The sequence below is a fragment of the Pectobacterium versatile genome, assembly GCF_003932035.1.
GTDB lineage: Bacteria > Pseudomonadota > Gammaproteobacteria > Enterobacterales > Enterobacteriaceae > Pectobacterium > Pectobacterium versatile.
The window spans coordinates 169,806-193,407 of record NZ_CP034276.1 but is presented as its reverse complement, the minus strand read 5'-3'; the positions used below and the strand labels follow the sequence as shown (position 1 = coordinate 193,407).

The 23,602-nt window shown below is 51.2% G+C and carries 25 protein-coding genes; 18 read left to right on the top strand and 7 right to left on the bottom strand.

The annotated features are described in order from the left end of the window. The first annotated feature begins 8 nt into the window (after window positions 1-8). From EIP93_RS00875 to coaD, 7 genes are all read left to right on the top strand, one after another. Entirely contained in the window at window positions 9-911 is a 903-nt protein-coding gene (locus tag EIP93_RS00875; RefSeq protein WP_125232142.1) for a hypothetical protein, read from the top strand. Between the two features lie 52 nt (window positions 912-963). Beyond that, window positions 964-1,653, top strand: a complete 690-nt coding sequence (locus EIP93_RS00870) for a WbqC family protein (RefSeq protein WP_125232141.1) — start codon at window positions 964-966, stop codon at window positions 1,651-1,653. A 7-nt stretch (window positions 1,654-1,660) separates the two neighbouring features. Next, the gene (locus tag EIP93_RS00865; RefSeq protein WP_206428384.1) at window positions 1,661-2,665 is read left to right on the top strand and encodes an NAD-dependent epimerase/dehydratase family protein; all 1,005 of its coding nucleotides are present in this window, start codon (window positions 1,661-1,663) and stop codon (window positions 2,663-2,665) included. Between the two features lie 43 nt (window positions 2,666-2,708). After that, a complete protein-coding gene (locus EIP93_RS00860) occupies window positions 2,709-3,479 on the top strand; it encodes a glycosyltransferase family 2 protein (protein WP_125232140.1) in 771 nt (256 codons plus the stop codon). Window positions 3,480-3,789: 310 nt separating this feature from the next. Then, a complete protein-coding gene (locus EIP93_RS22840) occupies window positions 3,790-4,017 on the top strand; it encodes a hypothetical protein (RefSeq protein WP_241229562.1) in 228 nt (75 codons plus the stop codon). Window positions 4,018-4,243: 226 nt separating this feature from the next. Further along, window positions 4,244-5,521, top strand: coding sequence for a lipid IV(A) 3-deoxy-D-manno-octulosonic acid transferase (waaA, locus tag EIP93_RS00850; RefSeq protein ID WP_039296378.1), 1,278 nt, complete (start codon window positions 4,244-4,246; stop codon window positions 5,519-5,521). Between the two features lie 39 nt (window positions 5,522-5,560). Next, window positions 5,561-6,040, top strand: a complete 480-nt coding sequence (gene coaD, locus EIP93_RS00845; RefSeq protein WP_125233303.1) for a pantetheine-phosphate adenylyltransferase — start codon at window positions 5,561-5,563, stop codon at window positions 6,038-6,040. Between the two features lie 8 nt (window positions 6,041-6,048). Here the strand turns inward: coaD and EIP93_RS00840 are convergent, their stop codons facing one another. The 5 genes from EIP93_RS00840 to radC all read right to left on the bottom strand — a co-directional run bounded on the left by EIP93_RS00840 (window position 6,049) and on the right by radC (window position 9,433). Continuing rightward, window positions 6,049-7,023, bottom strand: a complete 975-nt coding sequence (locus EIP93_RS00840) for a glycosyltransferase family 9 protein (protein ID WP_125232139.1) — start codon at window positions 7,021-7,023, stop codon at window positions 6,049-6,051. 67 nt (window positions 7,024-7,090) lie between these two features. Beyond that, window positions 7,091-7,900 carry a bifunctional DNA-formamidopyrimidine glycosylase/DNA-(apurinic or apyrimidinic site) lyase gene (gene mutM, locus EIP93_RS00835; protein WP_125232138.1) on the bottom strand — a complete coding sequence of 270 codons (810 nt, stop codon included), beginning with the start codon at window positions 7,898-7,900 and terminating at the stop codon, window positions 7,091-7,093. A 214-nt stretch (window positions 7,901-8,114) separates the two neighbouring features. After that, window positions 8,115-8,282 (bottom strand): 50S ribosomal protein L33, encoded by a 168-nt coding sequence (gene rpmG, locus EIP93_RS00830; protein WP_002208990.1) that lies wholly within the window; start codon window positions 8,280-8,282, stop codon window positions 8,115-8,117. Between the two features lie 11 nt (window positions 8,283-8,293). Continuing rightward, on the bottom strand, window positions 8,294-8,530 hold the full coding sequence (gene rpmB / locus EIP93_RS00825) for a 50S ribosomal protein L28 (protein WP_039278630.1): 237 nt from the start codon (window positions 8,528-8,530) through the stop codon (window positions 8,294-8,296). A gap of 237 nt (window positions 8,531-8,767) precedes the next feature. Further along, window positions 8,768-9,433, bottom strand: a complete 666-nt coding sequence (gene radC, locus EIP93_RS00820; protein WP_039474579.1) for a RadC family protein — start codon at window positions 9,431-9,433, stop codon at window positions 8,768-8,770. 153 nt (window positions 9,434-9,586) lie between these two features. Here radC and coaBC point away from each other — a divergent pair, with 153 nt between their 5' ends. The 3 genes from coaBC (at window position 9,587) to slmA (ending at window position 12,025) form a co-directional block, all read left to right on the top strand. Beyond that, on the top strand, window positions 9,587-10,864 hold the full coding sequence (coaBC, locus tag EIP93_RS00815; RefSeq protein ID WP_109225044.1) for a bifunctional phosphopantothenoylcysteine decarboxylase/phosphopantothenate--cysteine ligase CoaBC: 1,278 nt from the start codon (window positions 9,587-9,589) through the stop codon (window positions 10,862-10,864). Then, window positions 10,842-11,300, top strand: a complete 459-nt coding sequence (dut, locus tag EIP93_RS00810) for a dUTP diphosphatase (protein WP_010285710.1) — start codon at window positions 10,842-10,844, stop codon at window positions 11,298-11,300. Before coaBC ends, dut begins: the two co-directional genes overlap by 23 nt. A gap of 128 nt (window positions 11,301-11,428) precedes the next feature. Further along, complete coding sequence (gene slmA / locus EIP93_RS00805) at window positions 11,429-12,025, top strand: nucleoid occlusion factor SlmA (RefSeq protein WP_005967978.1); 597 nt, start codon at window positions 11,429-11,431, stop codon at window positions 12,023-12,025. Window positions 12,026-12,089: 64 nt separating this feature from the next. Here the strand turns inward: slmA and pyrE are convergent, their stop codons facing one another. Together pyrE and rph are read right to left on the bottom strand one after the other, a co-directional pair. Next, entirely contained in the window at window positions 12,090-12,731 is a 642-nt protein-coding gene (gene pyrE, locus EIP93_RS00800) for an orotate phosphoribosyltransferase (RefSeq protein WP_010300733.1), read from the bottom strand. A 278-nt stretch (window positions 12,732-13,009) separates the two neighbouring features. Continuing rightward, window positions 13,010-13,726, bottom strand: a complete 717-nt coding sequence (gene rph / locus EIP93_RS00795; protein WP_014913743.1) for a ribonuclease PH — start codon at window positions 13,724-13,726, stop codon at window positions 13,010-13,012. A gap of 204 nt (window positions 13,727-13,930) precedes the next feature. Here rph and ycjG point away from each other — a divergent pair, with 204 nt between their 5' ends. The 8 genes from ycjG (at window position 13,931) to EIP93_RS00755 (ending at window position 23,229) form a co-directional block, all read left to right on the top strand. Then, complete coding sequence (ycjG, locus tag EIP93_RS00790; protein WP_170310048.1) at window positions 13,931-14,896, top strand: L-Ala-D/L-Glu epimerase; 966 nt, start codon at window positions 13,931-13,933, stop codon at window positions 14,894-14,896. A 44-nt stretch (window positions 14,897-14,940) separates the two neighbouring features. Then, the gene (locus tag EIP93_RS00785) at window positions 14,941-16,812 is read left to right on the top strand and encodes an ABC transporter ATP-binding protein (RefSeq protein ID WP_029368282.1); all 1,872 of its coding nucleotides are present in this window, start codon (window positions 14,941-14,943) and stop codon (window positions 16,810-16,812) included. Window positions 16,813-16,900: 88 nt separating this feature from the next. After that, the gene (locus EIP93_RS00780; RefSeq protein ID WP_039474573.1) at window positions 16,901-18,442 is read left to right on the top strand and encodes a glutathione ABC transporter substrate-binding protein; all 1,542 of its coding nucleotides are present in this window, start codon (window positions 16,901-16,903) and stop codon (window positions 18,440-18,442) included. An 18-nt stretch (window positions 18,443-18,460) separates the two neighbouring features. Then, complete coding sequence (locus tag EIP93_RS00775) at window positions 18,461-19,381, top strand: ABC transporter permease (RefSeq protein ID WP_010300711.1); 921 nt, start codon at window positions 18,461-18,463, stop codon at window positions 19,379-19,381. An 8-nt stretch (window positions 19,382-19,389) separates the two neighbouring features. Continuing rightward, the gene (locus EIP93_RS00770; RefSeq protein WP_116361885.1) at window positions 19,390-20,289 is read left to right on the top strand and encodes an ABC transporter permease subunit; all 900 of its coding nucleotides are present in this window, start codon (window positions 19,390-19,392) and stop codon (window positions 20,287-20,289) included. Between the two features lie 8 nt (window positions 20,290-20,297). After that, a complete protein-coding gene (locus tag EIP93_RS00765; protein ID WP_373368498.1) occupies window positions 20,298-21,374 on the top strand; it encodes a DmpA family aminopeptidase in 1,077 nt (358 codons plus the stop codon). Between the two features lie 26 nt (window positions 21,375-21,400). Beyond that, window positions 21,401-22,222, top strand: a complete 822-nt coding sequence (locus tag EIP93_RS00760) for a M55 family metallopeptidase (protein WP_103943069.1) — start codon at window positions 21,401-21,403, stop codon at window positions 22,220-22,222. A gap of 59 nt (window positions 22,223-22,281) precedes the next feature. Further along, the gene (locus EIP93_RS00755) at window positions 22,282-23,229 is read left to right on the top strand and encodes an isoaspartyl peptidase/L-asparaginase family protein (protein WP_103943071.1); all 948 of its coding nucleotides are present in this window, start codon (window positions 22,282-22,284) and stop codon (window positions 23,227-23,229) included. Window positions 23,230-23,602: the final 373 nt, after the last annotated feature.

Sequence of the window (23,602 nt, the reverse complement as noted above, 5' to 3'; positions counted from 1 at the left end):
AACAGAAAATGCGCTTTATCATCATGGCTCCGGAATATACGGAGAGCAGTGGTGGTGTAATGGTTTTACACAAATTATGCCACTTATTAAATTCATGTGGCGAAAAATCATACATGCATCCTATGATGGATAACTATTTTAAGTATCAGCTAAAAAGGCTGAGACATAAAATAACATTGAGAAAAACGAAGTATAGAACAAATCTAGCATTCAATACACCCGTGCTAAGCGAGTTAACAGCAGATGATTTAGAAAATAGTATTATCATTTATCCCGAAACAGTCGCGGGAAACCCTCTACGAGCGAAGAATATTGTTCGATGGTTTTTACATCATCCAGGCTATCAATCAGGAAATGTGAACTATAATTCAGGTGAAATTTACTTCTCTTTTGGGGCGTTTGGTAGAGACTTTAAACTGTGGGGCTCAAAAACATCTAACATCACATTGAGAGTAACTCACATGTTGAGAGAACACTATAATGAAGATAACCCAATCAATAAACGACATGGTACAGCCTATTGTTTAAGAAAAGGAAAAGGAAGAGAGATCGTTCATGACCTCTCTGATTCTATATTTATTGATAATAAAAGCCATAGTGAGATAGCTAAGATTTTTAAAGAAGTAGAATATTTCATTTCATATGACCTTTACACCATATATACCAAGTACGCAATTATGTGTGGTTGTATACCAATAGTTATACCAGATGATAATCTATCTTTTGAACAATGGCTTCCATTAAAAGAACACCGACTTGGTATCGCTTATGGTTTTGATATGATAAACCAAGCAAAGAGTGAAAAAGAAAGAGCGTTATCTGTAATCGATAAAAGCGAAATTGACTCAATAAATAACGTCTATAAATTTATAGTAGAAGTAAAAGCATTCTTCAAGAAAATTAACTTATAGAAAATCTGTATTCTTTCATCCTAAAGCCATTTCCATAAATGTAGAGGAATTCATGAAAATTGGAGTAATGCAGCCTTACTTTTTTCCATATCTAGGATACTGGCAATTAATAAACTCTGTAGATATCTTTATCGTTTATGATGATGTCACATATATCAAAGGCGGTTGGATTAATAGAAATCAATTTTTGATGAATCATGAAAAGAAGCTTTTTTCAATATCATTGAATGGCTCAAGTTCATATAAATTAATTAATGAAATAGAAATTAAAGATGATTTCGTTAAGTTTTTAAAAATGATTAAAACTAATTATTCAAAAGCACCATTCTTTAAAAACACGCTATCCTTAATTGAAGATATTGTCTCGTATGAAAATAAAAATCTAGCTTACTTTCTACAAAACAGTATAGTTAGTATACTGAAGTATCTTGCAATCGATAAGCCCGTAATTCTATCTTCTAATATTGACAATGATAAATCTCTATCTGGACAAAGTAAAATCCTCGATATTTGCAACACCCTTAATGCTGATACATATATAAATTCCATTGGGGGTCAGAATCTATACTCCCGAGATGATTTTCAGAAAGAAAATAAATCTCTTTTTTTTATAGAACCATGTCCCCATAGTTATTCACAATTTAATGATGGTTTTGTTTCTGATTTGTCCATCTTGGATATTCTAATGTTTAACTCTATAGATGATACGAAAAAACTGCTTACAAACTATAAATTAATATAGGGAATCAATGATGAAAAAAATCGTTATATTTGGAGCAACTGGTACTGTAGGTACTTATACGGCGATAGAATTAAAAAGAAAAGGGTATTATGTTATTGCCGTAGGACGTAGAGTTGATAAAAATAATTTTTTCATGAAAAGAGGTATTGAATATTATTCATTAGATGTGCGAGAAAAAAAATCCTTTTCTTTACTACCGAAAGATGTTGATAGCGTTATTCATTTAGCTGGCGCAATGCCTGCACACATGGATAATTATGTTCCAGACTCATATTTAAGTAGCATACTTACTGGTACGTTTAACGTACTTGAATATATTCGAGAAAATAATATTAGAAAAATTATATTTGGTCATTCCATATCAGATATTTTATATAGATTCGGCACCAAAGATCCTATATCTCCAGATGTTGACATGAAATTTCCATTAACCGGAGATCATTCTATTTACTCAATATCAAAAAATGCAGCCGTTAATCTAATTGAACATTATCATTTCCAATATGGAGTTAATAGATATATACTCCGAATGCCAACTATATATGCATACCATCCTAATTCATTTTATTATGTCGATGGGAAAAAGAAAAAAATGGGCTTTAGGCTCATTATTGAAAATGCAATGCAAGCAAAAACCATTGAAATTTGGGGTGATCCTACCAAAGAAAAAGAGATTGTTTATATAAAAGATTTTATAAAAATAGTTGAAGGCGCTATTGAATCCTCATCGAAAGGTGGAATATATAATGTTGGCACTGGCATCGGCGTATCTTTAGAAAAACAAGTTAGGGATATTATAAAAATATTTTCACCTAAAGGCTCAGAATCTAATGTTGTCTACAAAGAAAATTATCAAGATTCTCCGCAATTCATATTAGACATTGATAAAACACGTCTTGAATTAAACTTTTCACCCGATTATGATTATATTTCTTACCTCATTGACTTTAAAAAAGAAATGGAATCTCAAAGATTCAAGGAAATATGGGGAGATGAGTCTGAATATGATTAAATTATATAATAATATCCTTAAATTTTATTTATAGAGGAAATATGTGATAAAAAATCTATCTATTCTAATAATAACAAAAAACGAATCCGAACTAATAGAAGAATGCCTGCAATCTGTTAGCTGGGCAGATGAAATCATTGTCATCGATTCTGGTAGCACAGATTCTACAGTAGAAATAGCTCATCAATATGGCGCAAAAGTCTATCGACATAATGACTGGCCAGGCTATGGGAAGCAAAGACAACGTGCACAGAGCTATGCCAGAGGAGACTACATCTTTTTTATTGATGCCGATGAAAGAGTTACACCTGAACTGCGTCAGTCTATTGAGAATGTGTTACATAAATCCGATCTAGACGATAGAGTCGTCTACTCCTGTGCAAGGAGAAACCTCTTTCTTGGCCGCTTTATGAAACATAGCGGTTGGTATCCTGATAAAGTACTCCGGCTCTATGCAAATAAGCACTACCAATATAATGACAATAGCGTACATGAATCACTGAATTGCGGTGATGCTCCTGTTCAACATTTATCTGGAGATCTTCAGCATTTAACCTGCCGTGATTTTTCAGCATTTCAAGGAAAGCAGCTACGTTATGCTTCCGCATGGGCAAAAGAACGCCATGAAAGTGGAAGATCTTGCCATTATGCTGAGATATTTACTCATACCATCTTCTCATTCTTAAAAACTTGGCTCTTCAGGGCCGGATTTTTAGATGGAAAACAAGGATTACTTCTCGCATTTGTTAATGCTCAATATACATTTAACAAATATACAGAATTATGGTCTCTTAATAAAAAAACCAGAAAATAAGCATCACGACCACTATATAATTTCCATTATTAAATAATTTGTTTACCAAGGACGACACAGTGATGAAAATACCTAAAAAATTCATCAGATTTACACTAAAGGAAGAAATGAGCTGCCTGAAGAAATTTTAGTATCTGTAGAAAGATTAAAAAAGATGAATCCAACGTGGGAGTATTTTTTCTACGACGAAAAGAGCATAATTAAATATATATGGAAAAGAGATGCTGAGTATCTATTTAAGTATAGACCCAAATTATGGTGCAGATAGGGCTGATTTATTTCGTTATCTTTTGATTTACATCGAGGAGGGATGAAAGGTGTATTAAATACTACAGGCCCAGTACCATTTTCTATTGGCATTGAAAAAATCAATAAAAATGAGTTTTTCCATCATGAAGAAAACCATCGTAATATAGGGTTAACATACAGTAATTTTACCGAAGGCACACTAAGGCAACGGCTAAAGAAAAATATTATTAATGAAAGCAAAAGTGTCATAAGAAAAATGAAACGTATCTTATGCAAAAACTCAAAATAGATACAAGCGACTCATGAATAAGGTGCGTGTGGATTATAGTTGGCTCTTCTGGCTTGTTCGGTTGTCCGTTTCCCATTTTAGATTCAATGATTGCGGCCATTGCGCGCATTTGCCAGCGATTTTTAGGAAAATCGACCGAGGAATAAACGACATCCGTTTTACAAATAGCCTTATCCTCACGAACCCGATAAAATCACTCCAGCGATAACCGATAACAGTAGATCTTATGTTACAAACTCTCTACACCATCATCCTGTACCTCATCCAACCGTTGATTTGGCTTCGCCTGTGGCTTCGTGGCCGTAAGGCTCCGGCCTATCGTCGACGCTGGGCTGAACGCTACGGCTTTTGTGCAGAGAAGGTTAAACCAGACGGTATCATGCTGCATTCGGTGTCGGTGGGGGAAACGCTGGCCGCCATTCCCTTAGTGAGAGCGCTGCGCCATCGTTACCCCAATCTGCCGATTACAGTCACCACCATGACGCCAACCGGATCCGAGCGTGTGCGTTCAGCGTTTGGCGATACGGTCTACCACGTTTACCTGCCTTATGATTTACCCTGTGCCCTGAAGCGCTTTTTTGACCAGGTTCGTCCGAAAATCGTCATTATTATGGAAACCGAGCTGTGGCCAAACCTGATCGCAGAGCTGCATAAACGCGATATTCCACTGGTTATTGCAAATGCCCGGCTGTCCGAACGCTCTGCTGCGGGTTACAAAAAGATCGGGAAGCTAATGCGCCATATCTTGCAGCGCATTACCCTCGTCGCCGCACAGAATCAGGAAGATGGGAATCGATTTATTGATCTTGGTCTGAAGCGCTCCAGCCTGAAAGTAACCGGCAGCCTCAAATTTGATATCTCCGTGACGCCGGAACTGGCGGCTCGCGCCATTACATTACGCCGACAGTGGGCGCCACACCGTCCAGTATGGATAGCCACCAGTACGCACGAAGGTGAAGAAGCGATCGTTCTGGCTGCTCACCGACAGCTGCTTGCCACCTATCCTGACCTACTCCTCATTCTTGTGCCTCGCCATCCAGAACGTTTCGCCACCACGCAGGCGCTGACAGAAAATCTGGGATTCACCTACACGCTGCGCAGCAGTGGTGAACAGCCTCCTGCAAACACGCAGGTGGTTATCGGGGACACCATGGGCGAGCTGATGCTGTTATACGGCATCGCCGATCTGGCTTTTGTCGGTGGAAGCTTGGTTGAACGAGGCGGACATAATCCGCTAGAAGCGGCAGCGCATGCTATTCCGGTATTGATGGGGCCACACACGTTCAATTTCAAAGACATCTGCAACAAACTCGATCAGGCAGACGGGCTGATTACTGTGACCGATGCAGACTCACTTGGAAAAGAAGTCGGGAAACTGCTCGCTGACGAAGACTATCGTCTTTACTATGGTCGACATGCCGTGGAAGTGTTACACCAAAACCAGGGTGCACTACAGATGCTGCTTACACTACTAGAGCCTTATTTACCCCAGCGCACACAGTAAAGCAGTCGCTACCGAGACAGTAAATGAAGGGCTAACGTGATGACAACCAAAGCGATTTATCCTGGAACGTTCGATCCGCTAACCAATGGTCATTTGGATCTGCTGACGCGTGCATCACGACTGTTCGATCATGTGGTGCTGGCCATCGCTGCCAGCCCGAGTAAGCATACGCTTTTCACTCTGGATGAACGCGTGGCGCTGGCAAAGGGTGCAACGCAGCATTTATCGAACGTCGAAGTGGTCGGTTTCAGCGATCTCATGGTGCACTTCGCACAACAGCAAAAAGCCAATATTCTTGTGCGTGGTTTGCGAGCTGTTGCCGATTTCGAATATGAACTCCAGCTCGCAAAAATGAATCACCACCTGATGCCGACTCTCGAAAGCGTCTTCCTGATGCCATCAGAAGAGTGGTCGTTTATTTCATCTTCTTTGGTTAAGGAAGTGGCTCGTCACGACGGTGACGTATCGCATTTCTTACCCGATGCCATCGTTAGTGCCTTAATGGAAAAGCTCCGCTGATCATCCGTTTACGGGATTAGAGAAATGACAGCCTCTTTGACATCAGCCACACTGATACTATCGATGCATTTTCCTGAATGCAGCAAGACGTGATTTACACCGATCGGATACCAACGCAAATATTTTTCTGGTCTTGCTTCAAATAAACCGACAACGGGTATCTGCAACGCCGCACCAAGGTGAACTGGTGCACTATCAGCCGAAACCACCAAATCTAATTGGCTCATCGCTGCGATAAGGTCAGGCACTGTTTCAGTATCGATACACTGAACCGTAATGCCATTAAGCGCATCTTGCTCCGGCTTCTCACCTGGACTAGAGAAAATAATGATATTGAAATTATTGCCAAGTAACTTAGCAAGTGAGTACCAGTTTTCCCACGGCCAGCGACGTTCATGTGCTTTATTTGATATAAAAAATCCGATATTCACTTTGCCGTTATTTTCTAATTTTTCTGACCATTGCTTTTTTAATTCTGGGTTAGGATAAATATAAAGCTTTAGATCGTCAGTGCTCGTTACACCAAGCTCGGGCACCAAATCATACCCCGCTAAGACTTCATGCTTTATTGGCCGGTTAGTAATATGTTTGATGTTGCGATCGTCAAACTCTGTCTCAGCCGTATGCCAACGCTTATCAGGAATATTCATCCATCTAGCGAACTGAATCGCATTCTTATTCATCCCACCATTAGGAATAATCAACAAATCGAAATTCAAACGCTTTAAGCGAGTAATCAGTAGAAATTTATCGATTAATGAACTGATTAAACCACTGCGGTTATTTCTCTCTCGACTTTTGCTGTAAACATAATGATGCACTTCTTTTATGTCTGGGTTATCTTCAAGCGCGTATGAGTTATATTTGTTCGCTAATACATGGATTTCAGCAGCCGGCCATTTTCTTTTCAGAGAATGAATCAACGCTGTAGTGCATACCATATCACCCAGAAAATCGATTCTTATCAACAAAATGCGCTGCATACTTCTTTTCCCTTAATAAGCATTATCGCCATTTGTTACTTATCTGAATTTTTATCCACAATACCGATTACTTCTGGCAGCGGCGACAGAAAAACGTGCTGCGCTGCCCATGCTTCGCGATTTCTATCGGCGTTCCGCATGTCCGACAAGGTTCACCGTTGCGGCCATAGACGCGTAGCTCCTGCGCGAAATAACCGGGTTTGCCATCTGATTGCAAGAAGTCACGCAGCGTCGTGCCACCCTGCTCAATCGAAAGCTGTAGCACCTGTTTAATCACGCCCACCAATATGGCTGCGTCGTTTTCATTTAGCGATCCAGCCGTTCTGTCAGGATGGATACCCGCCGCAAACAGCGATTCGCTCGCGTAAATATTGCCTACGCCAACGACGACTTTGTTATCCATAATCCATTGTTTGATTGCCGTCCTTTTACCGCGTGAGGCCTGATAGAGATAATCCGCAGAGAATTCCGCCTCTAACGGTTCTGGCCCGAGATGCGCCAATACCGAGCAGGTTTCCAGATTATCCGTCCACAGCCAGGCACCAAAACGCCGAGGATCGGTGTAACGCAGCACCTTACCGCTGTCCATCACCAAATCAACATGGTCGTGCTTCTCCGGCTCGCTATATTCCGGCAACACCAGCAGGCTGCCAGACATGCCGAGATGCACAATAATCCAGCCGCGCGTGAGTTCAATCAGCAGATATTTTGCCCGCCGACGCACACTGAGCACCGGTTCATCGCTCAGCGAGAGAATTTCAGCCGATACCGGCCAGCGCAGGCGCGAGTTTCTCACTTCAGCATAAAGAATGGTGTGGCCGATAAGATACGGTGAAATCCCACGACGGCTGGTTTCAACCTCAGGTAATTCAGGCATGTGCGTCTCCTGATAAAGGTAGCTACATTAGCATAAACAGCAGGATACCATCAGTGACAGCCCGCAAGACAGGGGATGCAGCAGGAAACAAGGCAACGGCTAGCCTATTTTACCCGCAGTATTTAACACAAAGCAGTTAAAAAAAATCGACATCTGGCTGGCATATGGCGAAAAAAAACCCGACCAAGGCCGGGTTTTTATCAAGAAGCAGAAATTACTTAATTTTAGCTTCTTTGTAGAGAACGTGCTGACGGACAACTGGATCGAATTTCTTCAATTCCAATTTTTCCGGCTTAGTACGTTTGTTCTTCGTAGTGGTATAGAAGTGACCAGTACCAGCAGAAGAAACAAGCTTGATCTTCTCGCGAACACCCTTAGCCATGATTCAGTTCCTTAATACTTTTCACCACGGGCACGCAGATCGGCCAAAACCGTCTCAATACCCTTCTTGTCGATAACACGCATACCTTTCGCAGATACGCGCAGCGTTACAAAGCGTTTTTCACCTTCAACCCAAAAACGGTGTGAGTGCAGGTTCGGCAGAAAACGGCGTTTGGTCGCATTCATTGCGTGGGAACGGTTATTACCGGCCACCGGACGCTTGCCAGTAACTTGGCAGACTCGGGACATGTCTATTCTCCAAAAATCAAATCAGCTCGAGCTTCGTATAGGGTTTGGCCGCCTCGTCAGGCTTTAGAGCCCATCTCAGCAACTTCACTGAAAAGACTCTGTCATCAGGATAAACCTGCTGAGATAGGCTCTTAACGCCACACCCAAGATTCTCAAAGGTGGCGTAGTATACGCTCTGAAGCGTAAGTGCTCAAGTCCCGAACAGCTAAAGATCCCATTGGATCGCGGAAATATCTGTCAAATCCAGCCGCGCTCGGCAAAAGAAACGTATTCGCCATGCCCAATAACCAAATGATCGAGCACGCGGATCTCCATTAACAGACAGGCTTTGACAATCTGTTCGGTTATCGCACGGTCAGCCTGACTCGGCTCCGCTTTTCCCGACGGGTGATTATGCGCCAGTATTAGCGCGGCAGCATTTGCTTTTAGCGCTTCACGCACAATCTCACGCGGGTGGACTTCCACGCTGTTAATCGTACCAACAAACATCTCCTGATGGCGAATAACATGGTGCTGATTGTCCAAAAATAGAACTAAAAAAACTTCACGCTCACGTCGAGACAACAGCAGTTGCAAATATTGACCGGTGGCTTCCGGGTTCAGCATAGCGTCCTCTTTCGCCAGGCGAGAGAAAAATAGCCGCCGCGACAGCTCTGCGATCGCCTTGAGCTGCGTATATTTTGATATCCCCACACCTCTGGCATGATGAAACGCTGACTGGTCGGCCGCCATCAGTTGATAGAGCGAGCCAAAATGCGCCAATAAGTCTTCTGCCAGTTGCATCACATGCACACCCGGTAGCCCCGTGCGCAAAAAAATCGCCAGCAATTCAACATCCGTCAGTGATTCAGCCCCTAAACGCACCAGTTTTTCACGCGGTGCCAATCCCTTTTCCCAGCCCATCACCTTCTCCCTATACCGCTCGACGGCATCATGTCACGCCCGTAAAAACAGGACGACACCGGCGATAAAAGGCTGCGAAGCGCTTCGCAATCTTCTTAGGGAAACCACAGTAACCACCTTAAGATTCCTATCTGCCCGCAAGGTTATGGTAAAATGGCGCATCTTCTGACTTTCAATCGGACCATGATGATGACGGAATTTTCCAGCCTGAATGCCCTCTCCGGCAAACGAATCGTGCTGGGTATCAGCGGCGGCATCGCCGCGTATAAGTGCCCGGAACTGGTGCGACGCCTGCGCGATGGCGGAGCCGACGTAAGAGTTGTCATGACCCCTGCCGCTAAAGCCTTCATCACTCCGCTGACGCTGCAAGCCGTCTCCGGCTACCCGGTATCAGACGACCTGCTCGACCCCGCGGCAGAAGCCTCAATGGGCCACATCGAGTTAGGAAAATGGGCTGATTTAGTCATTCTCGCCCCAGCGACTGCCGATCTGATCGCACGAGTCGCTGCTGGCATGGCGAATGACCTGCTGACCACGATCTGTCTGGCAACATCCGCCCCTATCGCCGTTGTCCCTGCGATGAATCAGCAGATGTATCGCGCAGAGCCCACGCAGGACAACCTGCGCACGCTGGCCGCGCGCGGTTTACCGATCTGGGGGCCGGATAGCGGCAGCCAGGCATGTGGCGACGTTGGGCCGGGTCGCATGATCGACCCAATGGATATTGTCGGGCTGGCGCAGCGTCATTTTTCTGCCATCAACGATCTGCAACATCTGAACATTCTGGTCACCGCCGGGCCGACGAGGGAAGCGCTGGATCCCGTTCGCTTTGTCACCAACCACAGCTCAGGGAAAATGGGCTTTGCTATCGCACAGGCCGCTGCCGCCCGTGGTGCGAATGTCACACTGGTAAGCGGCCCAGTTTCGCTCGCCACACCGCAGGGCGTCACACGCATTGACGTCGGCAGCGCATTGGAGATGGGGCACGCGGTGATGGAACACGCGGCACAACAGCACATTGTTATTGGCTGTGCTGCGGTTGCCGACTACCGCGCCAAACACATCGCCGATGAGAAGATTAAAAAACAGAACCAGCAGGGTGATGAAATGACTCTCACTCTGGTCAAAAATCCAGATATTATCGCCGGTGTCGCAGCCATGACGAAAAATCGTCCTTATGTTGTCGGGTTTGCTGCCGAAACCCAGAATGTGGAAGAATACGCCCGACAAAAACTGGCGCGTAAAAAGCTGGATCTGATTTGTGCGAACAACGTCTCTCTTTCCGGGCATGGTTTTAACAGTGAAACCAATGCGTTACACCTTTTCTGGCAAGGTGGTGACACGCCGTTGCCGCAGTGCGACAAGCGTCTGCTTGGCCAAAAATTAATCGACGAGATTATCAGCCGTTATGATGAAAAAAATCGACGTTAAGATTGTTGACCCACGCGTTGGGCAACAATTCCCGTTACCAACCTATGCCACACCGGGTTCTGCTGGGCTCGATCTGCGTGCCTGTCTGGATCAGGCGATTGAACTCAAAGCAGGGGAAACCACGCTGATTCCAACCGGGCTGGCGATTCACATTGCCGATACCGGGCTGGCAGCGGTTATCCTGCCTCGCTCCGGGCTGGGCCATAAGCACGGCGTGGTCCTGGGGAATCTGGTGGGGCTGATTGATTCGGACTATCAGGGACAACTGATGGTTTCTGTCTGGAACCGTGGTCAACAAACGTTTACGGTTGAACCGGGCGAGCGAATCGCGCAGATGGTTTTTGTGCCCGTTGTTCAGGCCGAATTCAATCTGGTCGAAGATTTTGTCGGCAGCGAACGTGGAGAAGGCGGCTTCGGCCACTCTGGCCGTAGCTAACGCGATCCAGCCACCCATAGTGTAAAAAATTCCTATAAGCCACAGCGCCTATCTATTCAAAAAGAAATGGCTACTGTGGCGCTAACGGGTGCTTGTCAGTCAAATATTTAGCAAGGGTCTTTTCAGACATGGCAGAAAAAGAAAATACGAAAAGGAATCGCCGCGAGGAAATTTTGCAGGCGCTGGCGCAGATGCTGGAATCCAGCGACGGTAGCCAACGTATCACCACGGCAAAACTGGCGGCGAACGTCGGCGTGTCCGAAGCAGCGCTCTACCGGCATTTCCCCAGTAAAACGCGGATGTTTGATAGCCTGATTGAATTTATTGAGGATAGCCTGACCACCCGCATTAACCTGATTCTGCAAGACGAAAAAGAAACGTTTAATCGTCTTCGTCTGATTTTGCTGCTTATTTTAGGGTTTGCGGAACGGAACCCGGGCCTGACTCGCATCATGACCGGCCACGCGCTGATGTTTGAACAGGATCGCTTGCAGGGGCGTATTAACCAGCTGTTTGAGCGTATTGAATCGCAGCTGCGTCAGGTGTTGCGCGAGCACAAGCTACGCGATGGCAAAGGTTTCCAGCATGATGAAACGCTGTTGGCTAGCCAGCTGTTAGCGTTTTGCGAAGGAATGCTGTCGCGCTTCATTCGCTCTGAATTCCGCTATCGTCCGACGCAGGAATTCGACACCCGCTGGCCGCTGTTGGCGGCACAGTTGAACTAAACGCCGCCCTTAGAGATTAAAACCCGCCAGATATTCTCTTCTGGCGGGCTCCTGACTCACTACGTTAAATCCCGTACTGCTCACGATAGGCTTTCACCGCATCCAGATGCGCTGCCATCTCTGGTTTTTCCGCCAGATAAGCAATTAAATCCGTCAGCGTAATAATCGAAATCACCGTGCACTGATAGTCGCGTTCCACTTCCTGAATCGCGGACAGCTCGGCGCGGCCGCGTTCCTGACGATCCAGCGCAATCATCACACCCGCCAGCGTCGCCCCGTGCGCACCGATGATCTCCATTGATTCGCGAATCGCCGTACCCGCCGTAATCACGTCATCCACCAGCATCACTCGGCCCTGTAGCGGACTACCGACCAGACTGCCGCCCTCACCATGGTCTTTAGCTTCTTTGCGGTTGAAACAGTACGGCAGGTCGCGATCGTGGTGTTCTGCCAGCGCCACCGCAGCGGTGGTGGCTATCGGAATGCCTTTGTAAGCCGGTCCGAACAGCAAATCAAACGCTACGCCGGAATCAACCAAGGCTTCCGCATAAAAACGCCCCAGTAAGGCCAGATCGCGCCCGGTATTAAACAGCCCGGCGTTGAAGAAATAGGGACTGATACGCCCGGATTTCAGGGTGAACTCGCCGAACTTCAATACCTGCTTGCTGAGTGCAAACTCAATAAACTGGCGCTGGTAGGCTTTCATTACTGCATCTCCTCGTCTTACGGGTTAATCACGTTGTTAAGCAATTCATCTATACCCTAAATAATTCGAGTTGCAGGAAGGCGGCGACGCAGTGAGTCCCCAGGAGCTTACACAAGTAAGTGACTGGGGTGAGCGAGGACAAATTGGCTTAGCCAATTTGAACGCCGCTTGCGGCGGCCCGTCAGGGCGAGGCTCAGCGATGAGCCGAGTATTGCCAACGCACATGCAGCTTGAAGTATGACGGGTATAAAAAAGCGACCAATTGGTCGCTTTAAAAATCAATCGATTAAGGCGGCTTTCTGCGCCTGAACGATGGTATCAATTCCCCCTCGGGCTAGCGCCAGCAGGGTGAGCAATTCTTCGTGGCTGAACGGTTCGCCTTCGGCCGTCCCTTGCACTTCAATCATGCGGCCGTCTTCGGTCATGACCACATTCATGTCGGTTTCCGCAGCGGAATCTTCCACGTATTCCAGATCGCACAGCGCTTCGCCGTTCACGATACCGACGGAAACGGCGGCGATCATGCCTTTCATCGGGTTCTTTTTCAGCTTACCCTTGGCAACCATTTGGTTCAGCGCATCGGCCAGCGCCACGCAGGCACCGGTGATGGACGCCGTACGCGTGCCGCCATCCGCCTGCAAGACATCGCAGTCGAGCGTAATGGTGTATTCACCGAGCACTTTCAGGTCGATTGCTGCACGCAGGGAACGTGCAATCAGGCGCTGAATCTCCAGCGTCCGCCCGCCCTGCTTACCTTTGGCGGCTTCACGCGAGTTACGGCTGTGCGTCGCACGCGGCAGCATGCCGTATTCGGCGGTGACCCATCCTTGTCCCTGGCCTTTCAGAAAGCGCGGAACACCCTCTTCTACCGTGGCATTGCATAACACTTTGGTATCGCCAAATTCGACTAAAACGGAACCTTCAGCGTGTTTCGTGTAATGACGGGTGAATGTAAGGGGGCGTACTTGCTGTGCACTTCGGCCTGTTGGGCGCATGGCTCATCTCCGGTGGGTCAATGAAAACTGCCGCGTATTATACACGAAATCACTCGCGTTGCAGGAAAGCGGCATCAGAAAGCCATACCTTGAACTTATGGTATAACCTGAGGTTATACCCTACTGATGAACAAGTATTCGTCAGTGATGATGCATCATGAAATAGTCCGTTCATCCCCTGAGCGTTGATGAGAAAAAATCATGATGCGGCATATGCAAATTGAAACGGTCAATCTGCCCCTAGCCCGTCCTATGGCGGTTGATAACGGGACGCGTCGCGCGGTTACCGTTATCCGCGTCGCGTTGGAAGAAAAAGGATTTATTGGACAAGGCGAATGTACGCCAGTCGCCCATTATGGCGAGTCCGCCGACAGTGTATGTCGCCAGCTCTCTGCGGTCCGTGAGGCAATAGAACACGGCCTGACCATCGAACAGCTCCAGAAAGATTTATCGCCGGGTGCGGCCAGAAATGCGCTGGACTGCGCCCTGTGGCGGCTCAACACCGCATTGGAAAAACAGACGCTGTGGCAGCGCATCGGCATTCATCCCCCCACGTCCGTGGTCTGTGCGCAAACGTTGGCGCTCGACAGCGTGGAGAAAATGGCCGCCGCCGCATCCAATGCTGTTTCCCACGGTGCCCTGCTGCTGAAAATCAAACTGGATCGCGAGCTGATTCTGGAGAAGATCGCCGCCATTCGTGCCGCCGCGCCCAATGCCAGATTGATTATCGACGCGAGAGCAAGCTGGAGCGGGCTGGATTTACATAGCCTGTCCACGGCCCTGCTGCCTTATCAGGTCGCCATGATTGAGCAACCGCTTCCTGTCGGTAAGGACGAGGATTTACAGCGGTTTTCTCACCCGATTCCGATCTGCGCGGACGAAAGCTGCCGCCACAGCGGAGACATCGTCGGGCTGCGCCGTCGTTACGATATGATCAACATCAAGCTGGACAAGTGTGGCGGGCTGACCGAAGCGCTGGCGATGGTACGCGAAGCCCACTTTCACGGCCTGCGCATTATGGTCGGCTGCACGCTGGGCTCGTCAATGGCAATGGAAGCCGCCCTGCCCGTCGCCGCAGATGCCGAGCACGTCGATCTCGATGGCCCTATTTGGCTAGCCGCCGACAGTTCGCCTTATCTGACCTATAACCTCGGCCGAATCTGGCTATGACGCTATCAACCGAAGCAACCATGAAACCATCCACCGGAGTGACCATGACGGATATCATGCACGCGGGTGCCGCCACAGCACCCGGTAACGCCCCCAGACCTGTACTGGAAATCGACGATCTGAGCGTCAGCTTTAGCGGCCGTTCCGGTACGCATCAGGCGCTAAAAGGCATTTCCTTTACCGTGAATAAAGGGGAAGTGGTCGCCGTGGTCGGCGAAAGTGGTTCAGGCAAGTCCGTGACGTCACTCGCCGTGATGGGGCTGCTGGCGGATTCTGCCAACATCGAACGCGGCGCGCTCCGTTTCACCGCACGCGACGGCAAACAGCATGACCTGCTGAGCATGAAAGCAGAAGCGCGTCGTAAGCTGCGTGGTCGCGATCTCGCGATGATTTTTCAGGAACCGATGACCTCGCTTAATCCGGTGCTGAAAGTCGGCGATCAGCTCACCGAAGCCCTGCTTGACCACAAAATCTGCGATGCCGCCAGCGCGGACAAAAAAGCCCGTGAGCTGCTGCACAAGGTGCGTATCGCAGACGTCGATCGCGTGATGAAAAGCTACCCGCACTCGCTATCCGGCGGGATGCGGCAGCGTGTGATGATTGCACAGGCGCTGGCCTGCGATCCGCAGCTGTTGATTGCCGATGAACCGACCACCGCGCTGGACGTCACCGTGCAGGCTCGCATTCTGCAAATCCTGCGCGACCTGCAACAGCAGAGTGACATGTCGGTGCTGTTTATCACGCACGACATGGGCGTGGTGGCGGAAATCGCCGATCGCGTGGTGGTGATGTACCGCGGCGAGATCGTGGAGCAAGGCACCGTCGAACAGATTTTTGCCGCACCGCAACACCCTTATACCCAGTCGCTGCTGGCCGCCGTACCGAAGCTGGGCGACATGCGCGATAGCCTCTGGCCAAAGCGCTTTCCTTTACTGGGACAGGCTGCCGATCCAGAAAATAGTGAACAGGTTACCGCCCGCTATGATGCCGAACCGCTGTTGGATATTCGCGGACTGAGCGTGTATTACCCCATGCGCAGTGGGATTTTATCCACTATCACTCACCACGTTCACGCGGTAGAACAGATCGATTTCAACGTCTGGCCGGGCGAAACGCTGGCTATCGTCGGGGAAAGCGGCTGCGGCAAGTCCACCACCGGACGCGCCCTGCTGCGTCTGGTACAGAGCCAAGCCGAAAGCATTCATTTTCAGGGTAACGAAATTTCCCAGATGAAAGAGCGGGATTTCCAGCCGCTGCGTCGGGAAATGCAGATGGTGTTTCAAGACCCGTACGCCTCGCTCAATCCGCGCCTGACGGTCGGCTTCACCATTGCGGAACCGCTGCTGCTGCACGGGTTGGTGAAATCGCTGGAAGAAGCCACACCACAGGTGCAGGCACTGTTAAAAAGCGTCGGCCTACTGCCTGAGCACGCGCGTCGTTATCCGCACGAGTTTTCCGGCGGGCAGCGTCAGCGTATCGCGATTGCCCGTGCGATGGCCCTACAGCCGCAGGTCATCATTGCTGACGAAGCCGTTTCGGCGCTCGATGTGTCGATTCAGGCGCAGGTCGTCAACCTGATGATGGATCTCCAGAAGAAAACCGGCGTGTCGTGGATTTTCATCTCGCACGATATGGCCGTCGTCGAGCGCATCGCCAACCGCGTCGCGGTGATGTACCTCGGCCAGATTGTGGAGATCGGCCCGCGCCAGTCGGTGTTTAACGACCCGCAGCACCCGTATACCCGCCGCCTGTTGGCCTCGGTTCCGATTGCCGATCCAACCCGTCGCGGCGCACGCCAGTTTGACGACAGCGAAATCCCCTCACCCTTGCGTAAAGCAGGCGAGGCCGTCGCCAAAACGCGCTACCGAGAGGTCGCGCCGCAGCACTGGGTCGCCGACAACGAATCGGCAGCCTGAAACACAACGTCATGACAAGAAAATAGCCATAAAACACAACGTTTTTATAAAACACAACACACGTTCATTGCTGACCAGGAGAGAAACCATGAAGCCATTCGTTCGTCGCTCTGCCGTTGCCCTCGGGCTCTCACTGTGTCTGGCGGCTGTTGCCCAGGCGCAAGACCTTCGTATTTCCATCTATGCCGATATCACCGGGCTCGACCCGCACGACACCTCGGATACGCTGAGCTACTCCATTCAGAGCGGCATCTTCGAGCGTCTGTTCCAGTTCGATAACAAAATGAAGCTGGTGCCGCGTCTGGCGACGGGCTACACCAGTAATGACACCGCCACCGAGTTCGTCGTTACGCTGCGCGAAGGCATCACCTTCCAGGACGGCGCCCCCTTCAACGCCGACGCCGTTAAAGCTAACCTCGACCGTCTGGCCGATCAGAGCAAAGGCTTAAAACGCAACAGCCTGTTTAACATGGTACAAACCGTCACGGTTCTGTCGCCTACCCAGGTCAAAATCGAGCTGAACAAATCTTTCGGTGCCTTTGTGAACACACTGGCGCACCCGTCTGCCGTTATGCACAGCCCGGAAGCGCTGAAGAAATACCCAGACGAAGCACAGTTGCGCGTGAACCCAGTCGGTACTGGCCCATTCAAATTCACCGAATGGCAGCAGGGTAAAGACGTGAAGCTGGTGAAATTCGACAACTACTGGCAGAAAGGCTGGCCGAAAGTCGACAGCGTGACCTTCTACCCGACGCCGGAAGATTCCACCCGCGTGGCGTCACTGAAATCCGGTCAGGTTGATGCGGTGTATCCGCTGCCTTCCGATCTGATCGGCACCGTACAAAATGACAGCAAGCTGGCGATTCAGCGCGACCCGAGTATTTATCAATTCTGGCTGGCGATGAACAACCTGCGTCCACCGCTGAACGATATCCGCGTGCGTCAGGCGCTCAACTACGCCATCAACCGTGACATCTGGCTGAAAGTTGGCTTTGCAGGCATGGGCGTTCCTGCCTCTTCTGCGATGGCACCAGACGTGCAGTTCTTCGCACGCCAAAGCTCACCGAACTACACCTATAACCCGGAAAAAGCCAAGGCGCTGCTGAAAGAAGCGGGCTACGCCAATGGCCTGAGCCTGAAGCTGTGGACGACGAACCGCACCGACTACATCCGTAGCGCGCAGTTCTTCAAGCAGCAGTTAGAGCAGGTCGGCATCAAGGTCACCGTCACCCCGATGGATTCCGGGATGCGTAACGCCAAGCTGTTTGGCGTAAAAGATCCGAAAGACGCCGAATTTGACCTGTTCTACAACGGCTGGTCTCCGTCTACCGGTGATGCTGACTGGGCGCTGCGTCCGCTGTTCGCGACAGAATCCTGGGTTCCGGTTGCGTATAACGTTTCCTACTACAGCAATCCGGTAACGGATAAAGCGATTACCGCTGGGCTGGCAACTGCCGATGCAGACAAACGTGCCGCGGCTTACGCTGATGCACAACGTCAGATTTGGCAGGATGCGCCTGTGGTCTTCCTGGGCTCGCCGGACAACGTTGTCGGCAAAACCAAGAACCTCGACGGCGTGTACATGCTGGCGGATGGCTCACTGATCTTCGATCAGGCTGAATTTAAGTAATCGGTCAGGGAGAACGCCATGTTTGCTTATATCGTCCGACGTTTGCTGGAAATGATCCCGGTTCTACTGGTGGTCTCCCTGTTAGTGTTCGGTTTTATAAAACTGTTGCCGGGTGACCCGGCACGTATTTACGCAGGTGCTGACGCGACCATTGAGGCGGTGGAAGCCGCCCGTCAGCAGTTAGGATTGAACGACCCGCTGCCGCAGCAGTATGTCCACTGGCTCGGCGGCATGTTCAGCGGCGATCTGGGTGTGACGTACCGCACCCAGCAACCCGTCATCGACGTCATCAGCAAGAGCTTTATGCCCACTATGTGGCTGGCGCTGGCAGGCTTTGTCTGGTCGGTGCTGCTTGGCCTGCTGATTGGCGTGGTTTCCGCACTCAAGCGGGGGAAATGGCAGGACTGGACGCTGATGAGCTTCGCGGTCGGCGGAATTTCGATGCCGCCGTTCTGGCTCGGCCTGTTGCTGATTCAGTTTGTCGCCATGCCGTTCGGCGTCTTTTCCGTCAGCGGCTTTAATCAGCCCAGCGACATCATTCTGCCCGCGCTGACGCTCGGGGCATCGGTAGCTGCCGTTATGGCACGCTTTACCCGCTCCGCGTTTCTGGAAGTCGCACAGGAAGACTACGTCCGTACCGCGCGCTCCAAGGGGCTGCGCAATCGTCTGGTCACCTGGAAGCACGTGATGCGTAACGCGCTGATTCCAGTCATCACCATGCTTGGGCTGCAATTCGGCTTCCTGCTCGGTGGCTCCATCGTGGTTGAAAGCGTGTTTAGCTGGCCGGGTCTGGGCTGGCTGCTGATTGAATCGATCAAGACGCAGGATCAGCCAGTCATTCAGGCACTGGTGATGCTGTTCGTGTTTGAATTTATTGTCATTAATCTGTTGGTGGACCTGCTGTACGCGGTGGTCAATCCGGCGATTCGCCTACGTTAGGAGACACGATGAACCTTCCTCCAGAACCCGTCGTGGCTGTTGCCACGCTTGATGAAGAGACGATACGTTCGCCGTGGCGCGACTTCGTTCAGGTCTTTATCCGTAACCCGATGGCGCTGGTTTCCAGCGGCTTCGTCCTGCTGCTGTTACTGGTCGCCATTTTCGCCCCCTGGCTGGCACCGTGGAACCCGATGGAGCCTGACTGGGCATCGCTGGCTTCACCGCCTTCAGCGGCGCACTGGATGGGTACCGACGATCTCGGGCGCGATGTGATGAGCCGTATCATCTACGGTGCACGCATCTCGTTATATATCGGCATCTTTTCCGTCACGCTGGGCATGCTGGTCGGCATCGTGCTCGGCCTGCTGGCGGGATACTACGGCCGCTGGGTGGATACGCTGATCATGCGCGGTTCCGACGTGCTGTTCGCCTTCCCCGGCATGCTGCTGGCGATTGCGGTCGTCGCGATCCTCGGCCCCGGCCTGAATAACGTGATTATCGCCGTCGCGGTCTTCAGCGTACCGGTCTTCGCCCGCATCGTGCGTGCTTCTACGCTGTCGCTGAAACAGGCGGCCTATGTGGAAGCGGTACGCTGCGCCGGCGCACCGGACCGCATTGTGCTGATGCGCCACATCCTGCCCGGCACGCTGCCTAACGTGATCGTTTATTTCACCATGCGTATCGGCACCAGCATCCTGACCGCGGCAGGCCTGAGCTTCATCGGCCTTGGTCCGGAGCCGGACGTACCGGAATGGGGCAACATTCTGGCCATGAGCCGCAGCTTGATGATGGCAGGTGCCTGGCACGTCAGCGTGTTCCCCGGTCTGGCGATTTTCTTCACCGTGCTGGCGTTTAACCTGCTCGGGGATGCGCTGCGTGATACGCTCGATCCCAAACTGAAAAGCTGAGGAAGGCGATGCACGGCGATCACCAGATGAACGACTATCACCAGCAGCAGCAGGCGCTGTTGCTACAACGCTGGAAAACGACGCGGCAGTTGGGTACGCCGCGCTCGGCCAGCGGGCCGCATAACCGCATCAGCGACGTAGCGGGCGTGCGCGTCGGCCACTGCACGCTGGCAGCGGGTGAAGTACAAACCGGCGTCACGGCGATTGTGCCGCCCAGTGATAACCTGTTCACTCAGCCCCTGCCCTGCGGCGCGGCCGTGTTGAACGGTTTCGCTAAACCCGTTGGGCTGGTACAGATTGAGGAATTGGGGTTGTTGCAAACGCCCATTTTACTCAGCAACACGCTGGCAACCGGCACGCTGTTTACCGCGCTGGTGCGCGATGCCATTTCCCGTAATCCAGAACTGGGCCGCACGCTGCCCACAGTTAACCCGCTGGCGCTGGAGTGCAACGACGGCTGGCTGAACGACATTCAGGCGCTGGCAGTAACAGAACCTATGGCACGGCAAGCGCTGGACGACGCAACGGACACCTTTGTACGCGGCAGCGTCGGGGCTGGGCGTGGTATGAGTTGCTTTAGCCTGAAAGGCGGCATCGGCACCGCATCGCGCCTGATTCCCGAATTAAACGCCACGCTCGGCGTGCTGGTGCTGGCAAACTTCGGCACTCTTTCTTCGCTGACGCTGGACGGCGTGCAGATAGGCGACGCCATCGCCCCTATCCTGCCAAGGCTCGCACCGCAGCAGGACGCCGGTTCGATCATCATTATCATGGCGACGGATGCCCCGCTCGATGCCCGACAGCTCAAGCGCATCGCCAAGCGTGCCGGTGCAGGATTAGGTCGGCTCGGCAGCTACTGGGGACACGGCTCCGGCGATATCGCCGTTGCGTTTTCCACCTGCCCACAGCCGCAACCGCCGGAGGATGCGCAGCTTGAATCGCTGTTAAGCGCCGCCGCCGACGCGACCGAACACGCGGTGCTCGATGCCATGCTTCAGGCAGACGCCGTGACCGGTTTTCGCGGTCATCATCGCCCGACGCTGCCACAGGCGTTGGATCGGTTGGCTGCAACTCTTTATCCATAAGCAAATTCTCCCGTAGGAAACTGACTATGAAAGTGTTTATCTCTGCTGATATCGAAGGGATCGCTGGCGTGATGCGCCCGGAACAGTGCAGCCCCGGCACCGCAGAATACCAGCTGGCGCGCGGCCTGATGGAGCAGGAAGTGAATGCCGCGATTGACGGTGCGTTTGCGGGTGGCGCAACAGAGGTGGTGGTCGCCGACAGCCATGCGGCAATGGTCAATCTGCGTGCGGAGAACATCGACGCCCGCGCCCGACTGGTACAAGGCAAACCGCGCGGCTATTCGATGGTAGAAGGGCTGGAGCAACAACAGTTCGACGGCCTGATGTTCCTCGGTTATCACAGCGCGGCAGGTGAGTTTGGCGTGTTATCGCATACCATCAATGGTCGTGCGTTCTACCGCGTGCGCATCAACGGTGAAATCATGGGCGAGAGCGACATCTACGCTGCCGCCGGTGTGGAACAGAAGACGCCGCTCTGGCTGGTCAGCGGTGACGACACGCTCCAGAGCTGGATCGCCCGCTACTACCCTGCCACCGATTACGCCTGCGTCAAACGCGCCATTTCACAGCATGCAGCGGAATCCCTCAGCACCGAGCAGGCCCGTCAGGTGATTCGTGATGCAGCCAAAGCGTCGGTGGAAAAAGCGCACCGGACACTGAACTCACGGATTCAGGCGCCCTACCGTCTCGAACTGATGGTGGCAAAACCGGTACTGGCCGATCTATTCTGTCTGCTGCCAAGCGTTGAACGTTTGGATGCCATAACCGTAGGTTATACGGCGCAGAGCATGCGGGAAATCACCAGCCTGTTGGGTGCCTTTTCCTATCTGGCGACGACGCAAAACTGATTCCAGTTTATCCGCCCCTGATTTCGGGGCGTAAACCGACTGAAAAGAGACTTTATCGCATGACGAAACCCGTGATTGTGATCCACGGTGGCGCAGGTGCGCTGACCCGCTCGGCCATGAGCGCTGAAAAAGAGCAACGCTATCTAGCGGCGCTATCCGAGATTGTCGCCAGCGGACAACGCATTCTGGCTGAAAACGGCAGCGCGTTGGATGCCGTAACGGAAGCCGTCCGTCTGTTGGAAGAGTGCCCGCTATTCAATGCCGGACATGGTTCGGTCTTCACCCACGCAGAAACTCACGAACTGGACGCCAGCATCATGGACGGACGGTCGCTGGATGCTGGCGCGGTCAGTTGTGTCAGCCATATCCGTAACCCGATTCTGGCAGCCCGTACCGTACTCGAAGCCAGCCCGCATGTGATGTTTACCGCCGACGGCGCGGAAACCTTTGCACAGCAACACGGTCTGGAAAGGGTCGAACCTGCGTTTTTCTCCACCGATGAACGCCGTCAGCAGCTTCATAACGCGCAGGCAGGCTCAGGCCGCGTCATCCTCGATCATGATGGTCAGAACGACCCGATCGATCCCGACCGCAAATTCGGCACCGTGGGCGCGGTAGCGCTCGACAGCGCGGGCAACCTCGCGGCGGCAACCTCGACGGGCGGCATGACCAACAAACAGGCCGGACGCGTGGGCGATAGCCCTATCATTGGTGCTGGCTGTTACGCCAATAACCAGACGGTAGCCGTTTCCTGCACCGGTACTGGCGAGGTCTTTATGCGTGCCGTCGCCGCCTATGATGTCTCGGCGCTGATGGAATACGCCGGACTCACGCTACAGCAGGCCAGCGATCGCGTAGTCATGGAGAAACTCGTGCAAATGGACGGTAGCGGCGGGATGATTGCCGTGGACAAAGCAGGCAACATCGCCCTGCCGTTTAACAGCGAAGGCATGTATCGCGGCTATGGCTACGTGGGAGAAGCCCCCGTCGCCGATATCTATCGCTAACTTGCCAGCGCATCGAAACAGAACCAAAACGCCCGACATCGGTGCATTGCACCATTATCGGGCGTAAAAATGGTGCAGAAAGTGTTCTCATCGCTTATCTATCGACCATTCATCGCGGCCTTATACCCTAAATAATTCGAGTTTCAGGACAAACGTTAACGTTTGAACAACGCAAAGCGTTGGCCCGCCAGGGCGAGGCTCATTATGAGCCTCGTAATGCGGCAAGAGAGGGAGTCCCGATGAGCTTACTCAGGAAGTGATTCGGGTGACTGACAAACCAGCCAAAGGCTGGTTTGAACGCTGCTTGCAGCGGCCCCAAAGGGGCGAGGCACACTCAAGTGTGTCGAGTAGCGTAGCCAACGCACATGCAACT